Genomic DNA, 18487 nt, shown 5'->3' with positions numbered 1-18487 from the left:
TTTTTGGGGGCAGATCACTAAGGCGCTTAATAACACATTTAAATTATTCGAATTTACCAATGCTAATTGACCGCCGCTTTTACCAAAACCGCCACTAATTGTCGCACTACCTAAATTGCGGAAAAAGTTACCGCTTAGATTGTTCCAGTTAATCCCAATTTTGTCTGAGAAGGTTTTATTCACTTCCGCAACGGTTAGTTTCACATTGATCTGCGTTGCGTTTTCTTCGTTAGCGTTATTAATAATGCCTTCGTATTAGTACTTATCTAAGAAAGGAATGGCATCCTCTGAACCTTAGACTTTCGCTTCAACGACTTTTCTACCAGCTCCGAGCGATTCACCGACAATTCGGTTGATCTCTTCGCTCTCGGCGGCGTTTTTTGCTTTTCCCTCAATCACATAAGCTTTCCCGATTTTTTTAATCGAAAGATTACTGTTCGGGAAGCGGGTTTGAATTTGTGCATTGGCAGCTGCAATATTATTGATAGCGTTATTTACATTAACGAAATCTTCGGTTAACGGCGTACCGTCCACATCAAACGCCACGATTTCGGCACGACCTTCCGCTTTGGTGTATAACATAAAGGTGTTGTCATCTAAAATTTCATAATCGGCAACATCCGGTGAAGAAACAAATACCGTATCAATTTTGGCATCGGTTTTAATTAACTGGCTTTGCCCTTGTTCAAGAGCGAAGGTTTTTGCCACTGCAGTATGTGAAAATGCAAATAAGCCCAGCAGCACAGAACAGATTAATGTTTTCGGAAAGAAATTAGTTCGCATTATTTGGCTTGCTTATCAAGTGAATAAAATGATTTCAGCATCGCAGCATTTACTTTTAAGCTGATGTAGCCTAAGAAATCTTTTTTCTGTTCACTTGAATTTTTGTTTTCTTCCGCTGTGAAAGTTTTTACCTGTAACACGGTAAGGTTATCGGCAAGTTTTACTAAAGAGCCTTGGTCTCTTTCTCGGTGAGCAAGATCGGTTTGTTGGCTAAATACCGAAACGCTATCGCCGCTACGTACCGAATCTAAATATATTGTTCGGTACTTTGGATATACACTCGATAGGCAACTTCTTGTTGCGGATTAATGCTAAACAGAATAAAACGAGGATCGTCCGGTGTAATCAGTAATTCCGGTTGCAGTAAAGAACCGGCTTTAATATTTTCAGTAGTAACAAACCCTTGTAGCGTTGGTACGGTTGCTGCTTCAAGTAAGCTTTTTAAATCGTTACTGAATAACGGACTGGTTTCCGGTACGGTTAATTCCGAAAGGGTATAATCTTCCGCTTGAATTAACGCCCCTTTGGTTAAGTCTCGATTGAGGGTGGCGGTAGTAATCACTTTAGTTGCCACTTCAGGCTGCGTGGTTGTTTCCGTACTTGCTGCAGCCGTTTCGTTTTGAGGAATGTTATCTTCTGCATTCGGCAGCATAAATAATCCACCAAAGCCGATAACGAGAATGAAGGTCGAGATGATAAATAGCACTCTATAGTTCATTAGTTATTTCCTTAGGTTTAAATTCTAATAGTTAAAAAGTAGTAAGGTGGTAAGAAAGCCAACACTGATTGCGATACCATAAGGTAATCCTTGTTCCCGAATGGACTGTCGATAAAACAACCAGCCGATAATAATGAGCAACAAACCCGCACAAGCGGTTAAAAAAAGGAAAAAAAACTGCAAAATGTGATGGAATTGCCAACATCAACACCGCAAGCAACTTCACATCGCCGGCGCCGATAATGTTGAACAGAAAGAGTATGAAACCGATGGCTAAACAGAGCAAAGTAGGTAGCCAAAACAGTGTGCCATGCACTAAATAGCTAAAGGGAATAGTGACCAACAATAATGCCATAATGATTCGATTACTGATAAGCCGATAACGTAAGTCTGTCCAGCAAAGGGTTATCAGTAAACAAATGATTATGGCAAGAAGGGAGGTTATAAAGAGTGTCATAAGTGATATCCTTATCGTTTATGCCCTTTACCGGCGCCTTTAAGACGTACTCAAAAGCGCCGTTCTGACCAACTCGGAAAGCTGGTTATATTTTGTTAAGGTTTCATCCGTGAAACTTGCCTCACTATATAAAATTGCCACAACAAAAACCGCCATTGCGACAGCGATTAAGCCGTATTCAATGGTGGTAACACCTTGTTGCAGGCGAGAAAACTGTAGAAGTTTTTTCATATTTATATTAGAGGATATTTATATATATATTAGGGCTGGTAATTATTTACCATTGAAACTACCATCTTTGATGTTAGCACCGCCAATCGTGTCTGTTAGTTCTTTAAACTTACATTTTAAGCTTTGGATAAATCAAAATCTGCTGATGCTTGGAAACACTGCGTCGGTGATAGAAACTACTACTCGGCTAAAGATAAAGAATCACTACTTAATTCATTTAAACAAGCGATTGGTCATTCTGATGATGTAGGTCATAGCATCAACTAAGACTACGTTAAGGCAAAAAAACAAGCGGTGTAATTTGTAAAAAGTTTTGCAAATTACATCGCTTGTATTTGGTAGATAGTTAACTTAAGTACTTTTTAGTTTATTCGGCAGAATACTTTGGAACAGTTCTCGGCTTTTAAGCGGTTGCGAACCTAAGTAAGGTTTGAGCGCAATACGAGTAAAGCGTTTTGCCGCTTGTAAAGTGGCTTTATCGGAGAAATCTAACTGTTCGAAAGCCAATAAATCTTTGCCCAAAAAGCTAGCGTTATTCTGCAACAGTGAGGCAATAAAGCCTTGATTTTCTTTAAACTGATAAGTCATTGACGGTGATACCGGATCACCGGTTGCGGCACATACGCCGAAATTCACGCCGTAACCTAATGCCTTTAAGGTGTGAAATTCAAAAGTTCTTAGAATCGCTTCGAGATTATCGGGCTGAGTTGCTAAGTGCGTTACGCACTGCAAATAGTGCTGAAAAAGCGCCGGATAAGCGGTCTGATTTTCCAAAACTTTTGCAAGTACTTCATTTACATAAAAGCCACTGTATAGTGCCAAGGTTTGCATTGGTAAAGTTAACGAAGCCGGTTCGGCTTTGGTTAAAGTTTTTAACTCCCCTTTTCCGCTCCAACGTAATAGCAACGGCGTAAATGGTTGTAACACCGCTTTTAGTGACGAACGAGGACGTCTTGCACCTTTGGCAAGTAAGGTAATCCGTCCGTGATCTTCAGTGAAGAAATCTACCAATAAACTTGTTTCACTATATTCACGGCGATGTAACACAAATCCTCGATGCCAATTTTCTATCATTATTTTAGATGACCTACTCGTCCATATAACCTAAGCTACGCAATGCACGTTCATCATCCGCCCAGCCGGCTTTCACTTTCACCCATAATTCTAAGTGAACTTTGTTATCAAATAAGCGTTCCATATCGGCGCGCGCCTCGGTACCAATGGTTTTAATTTTTTGACCTTTCGCACCGATCACCATTTTCTTCTGACCTTCACGTTCTACTAAAATCAAGCCGTTGATTTCATAAGTACCACGCTCATTCAGTTTAAATTGTTCGATTTCAACCGTAACCGAATAAGGTAATTCTTCACCGGTAAAACGCATTAATTTTTCACGAATAATTTCCGATGCCATAAAGCGTTGGCTACGGTCGGTAACATATTCTTCAGGGAAATGGTGAACCCCTTCACGTAATGATTTACGTACAATTTTTTGCAGAATATGGACGTTTTTACCACTCTGTGCCGAAATCGGTAAAATTTCTGCAAAATCGAATTTTTGTGAAAGCTCGGTAATATGCGGTAATAACTCGTCTTTTTCTTTGATATTGTCGACTTTATTAATCGCTAACACTACCGGCGCTTTTGCCGCACGTAATTTATTTAACACCATTTCGTCATCGTCAGTGCATTTTGTACCTTCAACCACGAAAATAATTAAATCAACATCACCGATTGCCGAGCTTGCCGCACGGTTCATTAAACGGTTGATCGCACGTTTTTCTTCAATATGAAGTCCCGGCGTATCGACGTAAATCGCTTGATATTGATCTTCGGTATGAATACCGACAATACGGTGACGTGTTGTCTGCGCTTTGCGAGAGGTAATCGAAATTTTTTGACCTAAAATTTTATTCAATAATGTTGATTTACCAACGTTTGGGCGACCAACAATGGCAATAAAGCCACAATAGGTTTTAGGTTGTTGATTTTGTTCTGTCATTGTTATTCCTTGATGCAGCGGAATACTTTATTGTTATCTTTTATGTCGCTGCTATAGATTATTTATTTAATTTTACCAGCACTTGCTCGGCGGCATTTTGCTCCGCTTTACGGCGGCTGGTACCAACACCGATAAAGGTTTCATCGAATGTTTCAATTTTACAAGTGACTTTAAAGGTTTGGTTATGTGCTTCGCCTTTAATATCAATCACTTCATAGGCTGGTAACTTTAATTTACGACCTTGTAAAAACTCTTGTAAGCGTGTTTTCGGATCTTTCTGCGCATCACTCGGTTTCATTTCGGCTAATAAGTCTTGATACCATACGGATACACGCTCAATCGCATTATCCATACCGGAATCCAGATAAATCGCAGCAATAATCGCTTCCACACAGTCAGAAAGAATCGACTCACGGCGGTAACCACCACTTTTCAATTCTCCTGCACCTAATTTCATATATTCGCCTAAATCAAATTGACGAGCTAAAATCGCTAGCGTTTGTTCACGCACGAGTGTTGCTCGCATACGGCTTAATTCACCTTCATTTGCCTTAGGGAATTTCTCAAATAGCGCTTTACCGATAGCAAAATTCAAAATCGAATCACCAAGAAATTCTAGGCGTTCATTATTTTTGGCTCCGGCACTACGGTGGGTTAATGCTTGTAAAAGGTAATCTAGGCTAATAAATTTATAGTCTAATTTTTTTTGTAATCGCTCGATATGCATAAAAAATTAAAGGGTGGGCTTACACCCACCTTTCTCTGGTTATTGGATTGAACTGAACATTCGACCAAAACGAATACCGCTTGGGAATTCATTTGGCTTCTTATCAAGGCTTAACCAAATATAAGTTGCCTTACCTACTACATTTTTTTCCGGTACAAAGCCCCAAAAACGGCTGTCTTCACTGTTGTCTCGGTTATCACCCATCACGAAGTAATGACCTGCCGGCACAATCCATTCTCCGGCTGGCATTCCTTCTTGTGTGAAGAAATACGGTTCATAATTAAACGACTGTGGATTATTTAAGATTTGGTGAGTCACATCACCTTTCTCAGTACGCTCCACTTGCATTTCACCATGATAGAAAAACTCTGGGTTTGGTACGCCTACGCTATAGTCAAATACAACTTGTTGACCATCTGCGTGGGTCACCGTTAACTGCTGAGTATGTACATCATATTTAACACGATCACCGCCCACACCAACGACACGCTTGATATAGTCGATATGCGGCTGTTTCGGTGCTTTAAACACAATCACATCACCACGTTGCGGTTTGCCGGTCTCGATTAACGTATTTTGCAAAATCGGATCTTTAATGCCATAACTAAATTTGTTTACGACTAAAAAATCCCCTACACGTAAGGTTGGCTCCATAGATCCGCTTGGAATTTGAAACGGCTCAAAAATAAACGAACGTAATAGCGTCACTAAAAAAAGCACGCCAAATAACGAGGCTAAAAATTCACCGGTTGCCGAACGTGGTTGAATCTCAGCTTTCTCTTCTTCCGTTAACGGACGATTTAAATGCTTTTCTTCACGAGCAATTGCCAATTTACGGCGAGGATCCGCACTAAATTTATAAAACGCCCAAAATCCGCCACAAATTACAACTAATGAAACCAATAAAATGGAAATTGTGTTTGGTAACTGCATTGAATCCAATGTTTTCCAAACACCGTATAAAATTGCGATAAAAATAATCGGCATAATTTGTGCCATGCTGTTCTCCCTTATTTATCTACTGCCATCTACTGAAAAACCACGGAATATAGCGGGTAAAATTTGCAAAGTTTTTGCGAAAATCGACCGTTTGTATCCCGTGATATCTAAGTATTCAGCGGTAAATTAGTCTTTACCTACATGAAGAATTGCTAAGAATGCTTCTTGCGGCACTTCTACGTTACCAAGAGATTTCATACGTTTTTTACCCTCTTTTTGTTTTTGTAGAAGTTTCTTCTTACGGCTCACGTCACCACCGTAACATTTCGCCAATACGTTTTTACGTAATTGTTTTACGGTTGAACGAGCAATAATGTGGTTACCGATTGCCGCTTGAATTGCAATATCAAACTGTTGGCGTGGAATTAAATCTTTCATTTTTTCCACTAACTCACGACCACGGTATTGCGCATTATCTTTATGTACGATCAATGCTAACGCATCCACACGTTCACCGTTGATCATAATATCAACACGTACCATATCCGCCGCTTGGAAACGTTTGAAACCGTAATCCAATGACGCATAACCGCGAGAAGTCGATTTTAAGCGGTCGAAGAAGTCTAACACCACTTCACCCATCGGGATTTCGTAGGTTAATGCGATTTGGTTACCGTGGTACACCATATTGGTTTGTACGCCACGTTTTTCCACACAAAGGGTAATAACGTTGCCTAAATACTCCTGCGGCACAAGCATATTACATTCCGAAATCGGCTCACGAATTTCCGCAATATTGCTAATTGGCGGTAATTTTGCCGGGCTATCGACATAAATGGTTTCGCCGTTAGTTTGTACCACTTCGTAAACTACGGTTGGCGCGGTAGTAATTAAGTCGAGATCATATTCACGCTCTAAACGCTCTTGAATGATCTCCATATGTAATAAACCTAAGAAGCCGCAACGGAAACCGAAACCTAATGCGGTTGAGTTTTCCGGTTCGTAGAAAAGCGATGCATCATTCAGACTTAATTTACCTAATGCGTCACGGAATGCTTCATAATCGTCCGAGCTAATCGGGAATAAACCCGCATATACCTGCGGTTTAACTTTTTTAAAGCCCGGTAACACTTCGGTTGCCGAATTGTGGTGATGAGTTAAGGTATCACCCACCGGTGCGCCTAAAATATCTTTAATCGCACACACTACCCAGCCCACTTCGCCAGTTTTCAATTCTGTAGTATCAACTTGTTTCGGCGTGAAAATACCTAAACGGTCAACGTTATATGATTGACCGGTACTCATTACTTTAATTTTATCGCCTTTTTTGATCGAACCGTTTTTCACACGTACTAAAGAGACAACGCCTAAGTAGTTATCAAACCATGAGTCGATAATTAGAGCTTGTAACGGTGCTTCAGGATCGCCTTCCGGTGCCGGAATTTTTTTCACGATGTCTTCTAATACGTCTTCAATACCTAAACCGGTTTTCGCCGAACAACGCACTGCATCCATCGCATCAATACCCACTATGTCTTCAATCTCTTCCGCAACACGCTCAGGATCCGCTGCCGGTAAATCGATTTTATTTAAAATCGGCACGACTTCTAAATCCATTTCAATCGCGGTATAGCAGTTTGCCAATGTTTGCGCTTCAACCCCTTGACCGGCATCCACTACTAATAATGCTCCTTCACACGCAGCTAACGAACGTGAAACTTCATAAGAGAAGTCCACGTGTCCCGGAGTGTCGATAAAGTTTAATTGATAAGTTTCACCGTCTTGCGCTTTATAATTGAGCGTTACGCTTTGTGCTTTAATTGTGATACCACGTTCACGCTCTAAATCCATTGAGTCTAAAACTTGTGCTTCCATTTCACGATCAGATAAACCGCCACAAGTTTGAATTAAACGGTCGGATAACGTTGATTTACCGTGGTCAATGTGAGCAATAATTGAAAAGTTACGAATGTTTTTCATATTCATCGGGCAATAAATGTCCTGTGTTGTAATAAATTTATTTAAAAGGGAAATTAACCGACCAATTCTACTTTAAATCCGTTGCTTTGGAAAGGAAAAGCACAAAAAAGCAAGCGGTCGTTTTTTCGAGAAATTTTGCAAAAAAATCCGGAAAAAAGACCGCTAGTTCAGATAACCGTAAAGTAATGCTTTAACCGCTTGCGAAACATTAGACGCTAAGCTAATTGCACTAATCACTGCAATCCCATTTGCACCATTTTGCTTAAGTATTGCAACGTGTTCAGCTTTAACGCCACCGATAGAAACAATCGGTTTACGAATTCCTGCATCACGGGCTTTCTTAACAAAATCCAAACCGATCGGTGGATTATGTTTTTCTTTGGAATTAGTCGGGAAGACAGGCCCTAGCCCACAATAATCCACTTCAATCATTTGCTCGGAATGCCAAAGATCTTCCAAGGTATTATTCGATAAACCGATAATCAACGGTTTATTGGTCATCTGGCGAATCATGATTGGAGATATATCTTTTTGCCCGACATGAACACCGTCCGCATCAATCTCGATCGCTAACGCAACGTTATCATCCACAATAAACGGAACCTTGTATCGGTGACATAAATCACGGCATTGAATCGCCAATGCTTTTTGGGCTTGTGGTTGAGCTTCTAATGAATTATTGCCTTTATCACGAAACTGAAAGCAAGTAATCCCCGCTTGCAATGCTTGTTCTAAAATCAAAAAGAGATTCTTAGCTCGATCTTCAGTCGGATTAGGGCAATCTTGTGTACCGGCAATAAAATAAAGGGTAAGCATTTGTTGGATATCATGCATAATCATTCCTCTATGAGTAAATCTTGATAAGCCCAATGATTAGTCGGCCCATATCCATAGCCAATATTCAGCGGATGCGAAATTGCTGCACTGATATAGTCTTTTGCAATTTTTATTGCAGTTTCGACCGCTTGTCCTTTGGCTAATTCCGCCGTAACGCAAGCAGAAAACGTGCAGCCGGTACCGTGTGTATGACGAGTTGGAAAACGTGGACATTCCAAAATAAAATGAGTCGTTGGAGTAAAAATCCAATCCCGGCAATGCGTACTTTGCGAATCCGCCAAATGCTCGCCTTTAATCACCACAGTATTCACACCTAAATCTTGCAATTTTTTTGCTGCCTGATAAGCGGTCGAATCATCGATAATTTTTATACCGGTTAAGGCTTCTGCTTCGGGCAGATTCGGCGTAATCACATCCGCTAACGGTAACAAATACGTTTGTAATGCACTAATCGCATCTTGTTGTAATAGTGGCGTGCCACCTTTGGCGATCATGACTGGATCAAGCACTAATTTACCAAAATTATACTGACATAAAGCATTTGCCACACACTCAATCTCTTTCTCAGTGCCTAACATTCCGATTTTAAAGGCAGAAATTTGAAAATCTTCTGCAATTGCTTTGATCTGAGATTCAATCGTACTTAACGGCACAGAATGAATATCGAATACGCCTAACGTATTTTGAGCGGTAATTGCGGTAAGAACCGAAGTGCCAAAAACGCCTCGCATTTGGAACGTTTTCAGATCCGCCTGAATCCCTGCGCCACCACCGCTGTCCGAACCTGCGATGGTTAAAGCCTGGCTAATCTTACTCATAAGAGACCCTCCCGTATTTTTCGATTGTATCGGCAGAAAGCACGCCCAGCTGATCTAATAATGCAATATTGAATGAACCAAATGCATTAGTGGGTAATCCTTTCACAGCCAATTCACCGGCAATAGCATATGCTGCTACGCCCTCGCAAGTTGCTTCAAAAATTTGACCGCTTGTCGCAACGGCACTAAATGCTGCCAATACAGATCCAAGCAAACAGCCCGAAGCCGTAATCTTGGGAAATAATGGTGTACCATTGGCAATTTTCGCTAAGCGTTTGCCATCGCTGATATAATCAACGCTTCCACTAACAGCAACTACACATTGATATTTATTCGCTACATAATGCGCTATCTCTGCAATATTTGCCGTTCCATTACCTGCATCGACCCCTTTAGTTTGCCAATTTAGTTCGGCTAGTGTGGCTATTTCACCTAAGTTTCCCCGAATCACCGAAAAATGAATTTCATCTAACAGTCTCATCACTGTCTGGTAGCGGTAATCCGTTGCAGCAATTCCAACCGGATCCAATACAACAGGGATTTCTGCTTGATTCGCAATTTTCCCAGCTAAACACATCGCTTCCACTTCTGCTGAACTTACCGTACCAATATTGATAAGGAGCGCATTGCTAATTTTTGCCAAACTTTCAGCTTCTTCAATAGCGGTGGACATTAATGGTGAAGCACCTATAGCGAGTAAGCCGTTAGCTGCAAAATGAGCGGCAACCACATTAGTCATATTGTATATAAGAGGATTTTGCTGGCGAATTTGTTCTAAATAATTTGATTTCATATTTATCCCCATGGGTAAGTGTAAAAAATGACGCAAATAGATAAGTTATCCTTACTCAAGGAGGCATAAGATTTCTTATCATGCATAAAAATAAATGCACGCAGCTATTCATATTGTTTATCTCAAGCACAGATATAACCATTACAAAGCTTGCTGTGATGTTTTAAATGAATGGCAACAAAAAAATGACAAGAAAAAGGAAAGGGTAAGAGAAATAAAGATTGGCATATTAGTTTCCTACGTCAGTATTAACTGTATCAGGTTCACGGGTTTCATCTCAGCCTCGTTGGAGGCACCCCGACTAAAAAATTGTTGATAGTGTAAAGAAATTACCGATAAAAACCAATCGGCTGATTTTGAATATGTGAACAAGATCACACTTAAAAACAAGCGGTTAAAAAATGTAACTTTTTTGCAAAAAACTTACATTTTTTAACCGCTTGTCTCAAAGTTAGAACTGATAGCCTACATTTGTATGGAATGATGTGCCGGAGAAGTTATCACGGCGACCTAAATCACGTTGTACCGCAAGTTGGAAATGCCACGGGCTTGATTTTGCTTTCCAATCAAGGCCTGCTTGTACATTTACCCAACTCTTATCTGCTTGCGCTAAGCCTACTTTAAATTTGCTATTGTTAAAAGTAGTCACTAATTCTGCCGGTGAATCACGCCACTCTTTTACCCAACGAGCATTCACATACGGCTGCCAATCGGTAAATTGATAACGATATTCCGCACCAATGCCGCTACGCACGCTACGAATTTGCTGTTCTTCGAAGCTTAATCGCATTGCATTCGCTTCCGTTTCGCCAAAATCAGTCACTTTGCCATGACTATTGGTAAGATCCGCTAACAATGCGACTTGGTTATTATCAAATTGCCATTCATAACCACCAAATACGCCGGCACTGATTACCGCTCCACTCGTTTCACCTTTTTGTGAACGTTTAGCACTGCCTAGCTGAATTTGGCGACTGGTTTTATAGTCATTGTCGCTTAACTGTAATGCAGCACCAACCCACCATTTATCCGCATCATAACGTACTGCGGTATTAATCGCTTTACTCTTAATTTCACCATTCGTTGAACCTTTTGTGCCTTCTAAATCACTTTGGCTAAATAATGCGGAAAATTGCCATTGTGGGGTAAATTGCGCTTTCAAACCTGCATAAATCGCATCGCCTTCGTTGTAACGTTGGTACACAACAATCCCTTGTACGGTCTTAGCTTCTTGCTTTAATAAGCGGTTACTATTACTTTGTTGGCGAGCAAAATCAAAAGTTTTTTCCGTTGAATGTAACGCTAATTGTGGCAGTACGCTTACTTCGCTTGGCGCTTGTAATACATTTAAAATGTAATCCGCCATCACTTTGTGTGCTACAGCCCCTGGGTGGAAACCATCTGCAAATAATTTACTATCTGCGCTCGCTTGATCAGTTGTAGTACAAACCGCCTGAGTAGTCGATACACATACTGTTGCGGTTGTGTTGGTTAAACCGAAATCCGCCGGATTACTCAACATATCTTTAAATAAAGCATCCGTATCAATACGCACAATGTTGCCACCGACTGAATTTAATGCTTGAGTGGTTGCGCTATTTAGGAAACTTGTTGCACTTGCCGCTTGTGTGACAAACTGTTGGTATTGCTGAATAAGCGTGTCAGTAAAAGTTTTCTGATCGATAGCAGCAGCCAATGCTGTACCGAGAGGAGACTGATAAAGCGCACCGACAGTATTTGCCAATACCTGCATACGTGCATTTTCAAAATCCGCCAGATTTGTTTAGGTAGTATTATTCAATGCAGCTAAATTTGCATCAAATGCATCCTGAAAGGCCTTCTTCTTAGCCGTTTCGCCATAACCAGTTTGGACTTTTTCTACGGTAGCGGCGAAACCACTTGCCGCAGATGCACCAAATTGTTGGAATAACGATGGTGTATAAGCTACATTCGGTACTGTCGGTGCCACAAGTAAACTCACACCGGCTTGTTTTAATGCTGCCCACTGCTGCGCACTATTTTGTGCTGCTACGGTACTTTCGGTTTGAACAGTCTGTAAAGCATCTTGGCTTGCTATCGCTTTCGTTAAAATTGCCGGCATATCATTACCGCCTGCCCACATAACATGTAACGCATCATTTTTTACGCCATTTGCCAAGTAATTTTGAATTTGTTGTGCGACTGCAACATTAGGCTGCACATTGGTATATTGGCTATTAATTGGAACAACTACCCCTCCGCTATAAGCATAGTTAGATCCACCTTTTGATGAAGCGGTTAAAGTACTGCCCAATGTTTTTGCTACATGTTCATTATAAAGGGCATTTGGCGTACCGTTCGGTTGATTATAGGTCGCTTTATTTAACCATCCTGTTTGCCCCACATCGCTTAAACTGTCTCCAAACACTACAACATCTTGCGCTATTGCCGCAGAGGTTAAAGCTGAAGCAAATAAAGCTAAATATGTTTTTTTATTTTCACTGTTTTTCTCCTAAAAATAATAAAGCGATAACATTTATTTACAAAATGATGTAAATAAATGTTATCGCCTTACAAATAAAAAACAGATTGGACTTGTTAGCAATTAGTCATTTTTTGACTTCCAAATCAACGGATCCACTCCACGATGAATTAAGTCTTGGTGTTCTTCAATCTTAAATACCGGATCTTGCCCTACTTTAACTTGACGAATATAGTCTTTCAATAAACGCCATACGATTGGTGCGAGAATTAAAATTGCAATTAAGTTAATTACCGCCATTGACGCCATCACTGTATCGGCAAATGCCCATACAATACCGCCGTCACGCACCGCTCCGAAATAAACGAAAAATAGCACAATAATTCTGAAGCCCCAAACAAACCAAGGCTTGTTTTTAATATAACGAATATTGGTTTCCGCATAAGCATAGTTACCGATAATCGAGGTATAGCAAAATAATAACAAGATGAACGCTAAGAAATGTAAGCCGAATTCACCTAAGTGGTATTGTAATGCGGTTTGAGTAAGTTCAACGCCTTTCAAAGTGTCACTACCGTAATTATCCGACATTAAGATAATCACTGCGGTACAAGTACAAACCACCATCGTATCGACAAATACGCCTAACATTTGGATTAAGCCTTGGCTTGCCGGATGTTTTGCATCTGAAGTTGCAGCTGAATTCGGTGCTGACCCCATACCTGCTTCATTCGAGAATAAACCACGTTTAATCCCCATTAGCATGGTTTTTGATACTAATGCACCAAACATACCGCCGGCTGCTGCCGAGAAATCAAATGCACTATCAATAATTAACGCTAATACCGACGGAACTCGCTCAATATTCATCCCAAGAATAATCACGGCAATAATCAGATAAAATAATGCCATCATCGGTACAATTTTAGAGGAAACTTGACCGATAAACTTAACACCACCCGAAATGATAATACCAGTTACGATGACTAAAATAACACCGACATACTGTCCGTCCCATTCCCAAGCTTTACTGGTTGCCGCCACAATAGAGTTCGATTGCACGGCATTAAACGCAAAACCGAAAGTAAAAATTAGTGTCACCGCAAACGCAATCGCCATCGGCTTAAATTTTAGACCACGTGTAATATAATAAGCAGGACCACCACGGAACATACCGTTCGGGTCACGAGTTTTATATAACTGTGCAAGCGAAGATTCCGCAAATGCAGAACTCATTCCCATTAATGCAGTAATCCACATCCAAAAAACTGCGCCTGGTCCACCTAATGCAATGGCAGTTGCCACACCGCCGATGTTACCCACACCGACACGGCTTGCTAAACCTGTTGCAAATGCCTGAAACGGTGTAAGAGAGTTCCCTTCTGCTGAACGTCCGCCCCACATTTCTTGGATACTTCTCGGCAATAAACGTAATTGCACCAAACCGGTAGTAATGGTAAAAAACATTCCGACACCTAAAAGTAGAAGAATAGTTACGTCCCAAAGCGGCCCGTCAACAGTGTTGACAATCCACGTTAGCAGGTTTTCAAAGCCTGAAACAATAAAATCCATTAAAAAAGCCTCATAAAAAGTTAAAAATAGAAAAAGGGAAACGATTGCATTGTAATGATTTTTTAACGTTTGAAAAGATTTTTTAATCTAATCAATTAACAAAAGTTATCGTCTTAGTAATCTAGAACCAGTCGTAATCTCAATAAAACTGCTATGAAATAAGGTGATACCTAGAAAAATCAAACCAAGCCCTGCAGCAATTTTCAAAAAGAGTACCAATTTTTTACTGGTCTGTTCAGAGATATACCACGAACTTAAACGAATCGCTTTATTGCGAGCGACTAAAACCAGCCAAGCAAATAAACTTAGGGTTAAACCGGTGCCGACCGCCATTACCAACGCTGAAGCAACCCCCCAAATATATAAATCCAACGTATAGGCTAAAAATAAAACTAAAATTGCACCGGAACAAGGTCTGGCACCAATACTTAGAATAATCATTAGCTGAGCTTTCCAATCTTTTGCTTTCTGCATTTGATCTGATGAAGGCAAATGTTGATGACCGCAGCCGCAATTCTCTGTATGAATGTGCGGTTTAGCGTTAACAATCGGTCGAATTTGACTCATTTTTTGCAAATTCGGAGTTGCAGAGATTTTGCGAATATTAGGCTTTTGCTGTACAGACGGTTTTGCTTTCCGTGAAACCTTTTTTAATGCTTGATAGCACCAATAGATACCAAACAAAATCATTAAAGCAAAACTGCCTCGTTCCACCCATTTAAGTGTAAAATTAAAGTAGCTACGAGACAGGGTAAAGACCACTACAATCACCGTCACCAAACTCACCGCGACAATACCTTGCATTAACGCAGATAATAGGCTGATCTTCATAGCTTGGTTTAGTTTAGTCTTTTCAAGCGATAAGTAGCTGGTCAAAATAAATTTACCGTGTCCCGGCCCCAATGCATGAAATACGCCATAGAGAAAACTAATAAGCATCAGTGTCATACCGGCTTGTTGCGAATGCATACTTAGCGCCGTTAGTGAGCCAGATAATTGTTGATTAAATGCTTTCTGCCATGTCATTACCTGATAAAGTATCACCGGATAGATTTGGTAAATAGCAAAAAATACGAGAAATATGGCCGCTAGCCAAATTGCAGATTTACTTTCTATTCGCATACAACGGTTACCTTTTGTGCAAATTGAGCGCCTAATGAATTATCTTCATTATCAGACATTTCCGGCGATTGGTTTTTATCTAAATTGGAAGCATATAGACGTAACGAATTACTGATTTTCGGTTGGGTTAATGTCGCTTTACATTGAGGGTTCATAATAGACAATGTATTAGCACTATTATATTCCATCCCCATATAATAGCTGGGTTCATAGGTATAAAAGCGGACAGGGTTATTTTTGAGATCATGCGGTTTACTTAACGGAATCGTGATATAAAACACGACTCTATTATCGTAAATTTTAAAACGAGTATTAAGTGGCTTCGCACTAAATTTGATAGGTTGATCTTTCGCATCATAAAGATAGCTGAAATAATGCGTTTCAATCGCAGTCTGTGTCATTTCATCAGTAATTGATTTTTCTGTCGCCGCTTTATCCGCGCTACTGTTTACTTCATAAATCAACTCGGCTGAGGCAATTTCGTCTAACATCCACTCCATTTCAAACGCATTTAACGTTGTCCCTTCTACTAAGACGTTATTTTTTAAATCAACAAAAGAGTGTGGATGTGCGAGTAATACCGGACTAAACAATACCGCTGAAAATATACTGAATAATTTTACTAATTTCATTGAGTCTCCCTATTAGAAAAACAAAAAGCGAACAAGTCACCCTGTTCGCTCTTTTAGAATTAGGCCGAGTCGGTCGATAAGCCGAGTTCTGTCGTGGACAATCATTCCTCTAGGCTTGCATTCGCACGCAAGCTCAAGCAACCTACCCGAACTCTGGACGGGCCATCCATTGAGTTCCTATTTGGTCTTGCTACGAGTGGAGTTTACCGTGCCGTGGAATGTTGCCACCCTCGCGGTGCGCTCTTACCGCACCCTTTCACCCTTACCTGCGCTAATGCACATCGGCGGTCTGCTCTCTGTTGCACTGGTCGTCGGTTCACACCGCCCAGACGTTATCTGGCACTCTGCCCTATGTAGCTCGGACTTTCCTCTCGTTTACTTGTCCCACTAGTTCTTGCGAACAATTAAGGGCTTCAATAAACCAGCGATTGTCTAACCAACTCAGAATAGCGAGTATAACGGATTTGCAAAGTTTTGCCAATATTTAACCGCTTGTTCGGTGAATTATTGGCAAATAAAAAAGGATTAAGTTCCGAAAAACTTAATCCTTTCTTTTCACTTACTTTGAACATTTACAATTAAACGCGTTTGAAGTCTAAGTGAACTAATTTTGGTTTAGTTGGGTGACGTTGAATCGCTTGTACTTTAACGTGCTCTTCTTTACCCGCTACAACGATAGTCAATACTTCGCTATAGAACGCATCGTGGATTTGTGCGTTGTTTACGTTATCGTGGTTTAAAACGATTGATACAGGTTCTGCGTTACCACCGTAGATGATTGCAGGAACTTGACCATTGTGACGCAGGCGGCGGCTCGCACCCTTACCTTGCGCAGAACGAACTTCAGCTTCAAATTTGAATGACATTGTTTAATTCTCTTAAAGTAAAAATAAAAAGGAACATGACGTTCCGTGAATATAAAAAATAGTAGGCGACCCAGCTATTTCACAAAATAATTCCGGCTAAAAAGCCGAGTGCGTATTCTACGCATTTTTTTGACAAAATGCAAAACAAAAAGAGGCGAATAATATCACCTCTTTTCATTATTTAAACAATTAAGCTACAAGTGCTTTCACTTGTTTTGCATATGCGTCCCAACCAGTAATCGGGCGAGTTGCAACACCTGAATCCATCGCTGCTTTTGCAACTGCTGATGAAACTGCCATAATTAAACGTGGGTCAAATGGAGTTGGAATCACATAATCCGGGCCGAATGATAATTCACCGTAAGTTGATAATACTTCAAATGGAACCGGCTCTTTCGCTAAATCCGCAATTGCGTGTGCCGCTGCCATTTTCATTTCTTCGTTAATAGTAGTTGCACCTACATCTAATGCACCACGGAATAAGAATGGGAAGCAAAGCACGTTATTTACTTGGTTCGGATAGTCAGAACGACCTGTACATACGATTGCATCCGCACGCACTGCTTTCGCTTCATGTGGCGTAGTTTCCGGCACTGGGTTTGCTAATGCAAGAATTAACGGATCTTTTGCCATGGTTTTGATCATATCTTGGCTTAATGCACCCGCTTTAGAACAGCCTAAGAATACGTCCGCACCTGCAACCGCATCCGCCAGTGTGCGCCAGCCGTTATCTTCAATCGCATAGAATTGTTTGGTTTCATCCATATTGTCACCACGACTTTGGTAAATTACACCTTTAGAGTCACACATCGTGATATTTTCTTTTTTGAAACCTAATGAACGTAATAAGTTTGTACAAGCAATCGCAGATGCGCCTGCGCCATTAACAACTAAACGAACTTCACTAATATCTTTCCCTACGATTTGTAAACCGTTTACCGCTGCTGCGCCTACAATAATAGCCGTACCGTGTTGGTCGTCATGGAATACTGGGATGCCCATACGCTCACGTAATTTTTTCTCAATGTAGAAACATTCCGGTGCTTTGATATCTTCTAAGTTGATCCCTCCGAAAGTTGGCTCTAACGATGCGATAATATCAACTAATTTATCCGGATCATGCTCATTAATTTCGATATCAAATACATCAACACCGGCAAATTTTTTGAATAATACACCTTTACCTTCCATTACTGGTTTAGACGCTAATGCGCCAATATTACCTAAACCAAGTACGGCTGTACCATTTGAAATTACTACCACTAAGTTACCACGAGCGGTATAACGACGTGCTGCTGCCGGATCTTTTTCAATTTCTAAACAAGGTTCAGCCACTCCCAGAGAATAAGCTAATGCTAAATCATGCTGTGTAGCAAGTGATTTAGTTGGAGTAACCGAGATTTTACCCGGTACTGGGAATTCATGAAAATCTAACGCTTGTTATCTTAAATCGCTCATAGCCTATCCTTAATAATACGACAAATTGATGTGTGTTTTAACAATTAACAATTGAAAGACGGCTGAATACAACACGTCTTTAAATTAGGGG

At 40.5% G+C, this 18487-nt stretch carries 19 protein-coding genes, 1 other RNA gene, 2 pseudogenes and 1 riboswitch; all 22 genes and pseudogenes read right to left on the bottom strand.

Annotation, left to right across the window (positions count from 1 at the left end; translation table 11 throughout):
- Positions 1-204: pseudogene (locus HMPREF0027_RS13120) on the bottom strand (type II and III secretion system protein family protein); the annotation flags it as partial.
- 90 nt (positions 205-294) lie between these two features.
- Entirely contained in the window at positions 295-783 is a 489-nt protein-coding gene (locus tag HMPREF0027_RS13115) for a pilus assembly protein N-terminal domain-containing protein (RefSeq protein WP_005622586.1), read from the bottom strand.
- Positions 783-923, bottom strand: coding sequence for a hypothetical protein (locus tag HMPREF0027_RS12515; RefSeq protein WP_005622584.1), 141 nt, complete (start codon positions 921-923; stop codon positions 783-785). Before HMPREF0027_RS12515 ends, HMPREF0027_RS13115 begins: the two co-directional genes overlap by 1 nt.
- Before the next feature lie 107 nt (positions 924-1030).
- The gene (locus tag HMPREF0027_RS04530; protein WP_005622582.1) at positions 1031-1501 is read right to left on the bottom strand and encodes an SAF domain-containing protein; all 471 of its coding nucleotides are present in this window, start codon (positions 1499-1501) and stop codon (positions 1031-1033) included.
- A gap of 24 nt (positions 1502-1525) precedes the next feature.
- Positions 1526-1958, bottom strand: a pseudogene (locus HMPREF0027_RS11655) (A24 family peptidase).
- Between the two features lie 39 nt (positions 1959-1997).
- On the bottom strand, positions 1998-2189 hold the full coding sequence (locus HMPREF0027_RS04525; RefSeq protein ID WP_005622580.1) for a Flp family type IVb pilin: 192 nt from the start codon (positions 2187-2189) through the stop codon (positions 1998-2000).
- A gap of 351 nt (positions 2190-2540) precedes the next feature.
- Positions 2541-3263 (bottom strand): DNA repair protein RecO, encoded by a 723-nt coding sequence (recO, locus tag HMPREF0027_RS04520; RefSeq protein ID WP_005622578.1) that lies wholly within the window; start codon positions 3261-3263, stop codon positions 2541-2543.
- Positions 3264-3276: 13 nt separating this feature from the next.
- The gene (gene era, locus HMPREF0027_RS04515) at positions 3277-4191 is read right to left on the bottom strand and encodes a GTPase Era (protein WP_005622577.1); all 915 of its coding nucleotides are present in this window, start codon (positions 4189-4191) and stop codon (positions 3277-3279) included.
- A 58-nt stretch (positions 4192-4249) separates the two neighbouring features.
- A complete protein-coding gene (gene rnc / locus HMPREF0027_RS04510) occupies positions 4250-4918 on the bottom strand; it encodes a ribonuclease III (RefSeq protein ID WP_005622576.1) in 669 nt (222 codons plus the stop codon).
- A 39-nt stretch (positions 4919-4957) separates the two neighbouring features.
- Entirely contained in the window at positions 4958-5917 is a 960-nt protein-coding gene (lepB, locus tag HMPREF0027_RS04505; RefSeq protein WP_005622575.1) for a signal peptidase I, read from the bottom strand.
- A 126-nt stretch (positions 5918-6043) separates the two neighbouring features.
- A complete protein-coding gene (gene lepA, locus HMPREF0027_RS04500) occupies positions 6044-7837 on the bottom strand; it encodes a translation elongation factor 4 (protein WP_044024436.1) in 1794 nt (597 codons plus the stop codon).
- A 162-nt stretch (positions 7838-7999) separates the two neighbouring features.
- Complete coding sequence (gene thiE, locus HMPREF0027_RS04495) at positions 8000-8671, bottom strand: thiamine phosphate synthase (RefSeq protein WP_044024286.1); 672 nt, start codon at positions 8669-8671, stop codon at positions 8000-8002.
- A gap of 2 nt (positions 8672-8673) precedes the next feature.
- Positions 8674-9492, bottom strand: coding sequence for a bifunctional hydroxymethylpyrimidine kinase/phosphomethylpyrimidine kinase (gene thiD, locus HMPREF0027_RS04490; RefSeq protein ID WP_005622572.1), 819 nt, complete (start codon positions 9490-9492; stop codon positions 8674-8676).
- The gene (gene thiM / locus HMPREF0027_RS04485) at positions 9485-10285 is read right to left on the bottom strand and encodes a hydroxyethylthiazole kinase (protein WP_044024285.1); all 801 of its coding nucleotides are present in this window, start codon (positions 10283-10285) and stop codon (positions 9485-9487) included. The genes thiD and thiM overlap by 8 nt, the downstream gene beginning before the upstream one ends.
- 217 nt (positions 10286-10502) lie before the next feature.
- A riboswitch (TPP riboswitch) is annotated at positions 10503-10595 on the bottom strand.
- 141 nt (positions 10596-10736) lie between these two features.
- A complete protein-coding gene (locus HMPREF0027_RS04475) occupies positions 10737-12038 on the bottom strand; it encodes an autotransporter outer membrane beta-barrel domain-containing protein (protein WP_005622570.1) in 1302 nt (433 codons plus the stop codon).
- 30 nt (positions 12039-12068) lie between these two features.
- On the bottom strand, positions 12069-12692 hold the full coding sequence (locus HMPREF0027_RS12510) for an SGNH/GDSL hydrolase family protein (RefSeq protein ID WP_005622569.1): 624 nt from the start codon (positions 12690-12692) through the stop codon (positions 12069-12071).
- Positions 12693-12869: 177 nt separating this feature from the next.
- On the bottom strand, positions 12870-14318 hold the full coding sequence (locus tag HMPREF0027_RS04470) for an alanine/glycine:cation symporter family protein (protein WP_005622567.1): 1449 nt from the start codon (positions 14316-14318) through the stop codon (positions 12870-12872).
- Positions 14319-14423: 105 nt separating this feature from the next.
- Positions 14424-15440, bottom strand: coding sequence for a nickel/cobalt transporter (locus HMPREF0027_RS04465; RefSeq protein ID WP_005622566.1), 1017 nt, complete (start codon positions 15438-15440; stop codon positions 14424-14426).
- A complete protein-coding gene (locus HMPREF0027_RS04460) occupies positions 15431-16072 on the bottom strand; it encodes a DUF1007 family protein (protein WP_005622565.1) in 642 nt (213 codons plus the stop codon). The genes HMPREF0027_RS04465 and HMPREF0027_RS04460 overlap by 10 nt, the downstream gene beginning before the upstream one ends.
- Positions 16073-16133: 61 nt before the next feature.
- An RNA gene (rnpB, locus tag HMPREF0027_RS11350) (RNase P RNA component class A) lies at positions 16134-16516 on the bottom strand.
- Positions 16517-16650: 134 nt separating this feature from the next.
- Positions 16651-16938 carry a 50S ribosomal protein L25 gene (gene rplY / locus HMPREF0027_RS04455; RefSeq protein ID WP_005622563.1) on the bottom strand — a complete coding sequence of 96 codons (288 nt, stop codon included), beginning with the start codon at positions 16936-16938 and terminating at the stop codon, positions 16651-16653.
- Between the two features lie 189 nt (positions 16939-17127).
- Entirely contained in the window at positions 17128-18339 is a 1212-nt protein-coding gene (locus HMPREF0027_RS04450; RefSeq protein ID WP_244261857.1) for a malic enzyme-like NAD(P)-binding protein, read from the bottom strand.
- Positions 18340-18487: the final 148 nt, after the last annotated feature.

The organism is Actinobacillus ureae ATCC 25976 (genome assembly GCF_000188255.1).
Lineage (GTDB): Bacteria > Pseudomonadota > Gammaproteobacteria > Enterobacterales > Pasteurellaceae > Actinobacillus > Actinobacillus ureae.
Note: the sequence above shows the minus strand (reverse complement) of the source record. Positions and strands in the feature narration are given on the sequence as shown.

Bases quoted from the DNA above. Each gene is read 5' to 3' on its own strand.
- era (WP_005622577.1), bottom strand. From the start codon at position 4,191: ATGACAGAACAAAATCAACAACCTAAAACCTATTGTGGCTTTATTGCC.
- thiD (WP_005622572.1), bottom strand. From the start codon at position 9,492: ATGAGTAAGATTAGCCAGGCTTTAACCATCGCAGGTTCGGACAGCGGT.
- rnc (WP_005622576.1), bottom strand. From the start codon at position 4,918: ATGCATATCGAGCGATTACAAAAAAAATTAGACTATAAATTTATTAGC.
- thiE (WP_044024286.1), bottom strand. From the start codon at position 8,671: ATGCATGATATCCAACAAATGCTTACCCTTTATTTTATTGCCGGTACA.
- thiM (WP_044024285.1), bottom strand. From the start codon at position 10,285: ATGAAATCAAATTATTTAGAACAAATTCGCCAGCAAAATCCTCTTATA.
- HMPREF0027_RS04530 (WP_005622582.1), bottom strand. From the start codon at position 1,501: ATGAACTATAGAGTGCTATTTATCATCTCGACCTTCATTCTCGTTATC.
- HMPREF0027_RS13115 (WP_005622586.1), bottom strand. From the start codon at position 783: ATGCGAACTAATTTCTTTCCGAAAACATTAATCTGTTCTGTGCTGCTG.
- lepA (WP_044024436.1), bottom strand. From the start codon at position 7,837: ATGAAAAACATTCGTAACTTTTCAATTATTGCTCACATTGACCACGGT.
- lepB (WP_005622575.1), bottom strand. From the start codon at position 5,917: ATGGCACAAATTATGCCGATTATTTTTATCGCAATTTTATACGGTGTT.
- rplY (WP_005622563.1), bottom strand. From the start codon at position 16,938: ATGTCATTCAAATTTGAAGCTGAAGTTCGTTCTGCGCAAGGTAAGGGT.
- HMPREF0027_RS04475 (WP_005622570.1), bottom strand. From the start codon at position 12,038: ATGCAGGTATTGGCAAATACTGTCGGTGCGCTTTATCAGTCTCCTCTC.
- HMPREF0027_RS04525 (WP_005622580.1), bottom strand. From the start codon at position 2,189: ATGAAAAAACTTCTACAGTTTTCTCGCCTGCAACAAGGTGTTACCACC.
- HMPREF0027_RS04465 (WP_005622566.1), bottom strand. From the start codon at position 15,440: ATGCGAATAGAAAGTAAATCTGCAATTTGGCTAGCGGCCATATTTCTC.
- HMPREF0027_RS04470 (WP_005622567.1), bottom strand. From the start codon at position 14,318: ATGGATTTTATTGTTTCAGGCTTTGAAAACCTGCTAACGTGGATTGTC.
- recO (WP_005622578.1), bottom strand. From the start codon at position 3,263: ATGATAGAAAATTGGCATCGAGGATTTGTGTTACATCGCCGTGAATAT.
- HMPREF0027_RS04460 (WP_005622565.1), bottom strand. From the start codon at position 16,072: ATGAAATTAGTAAAATTATTCAGTATATTTTCAGCGGTATTGTTTAGT.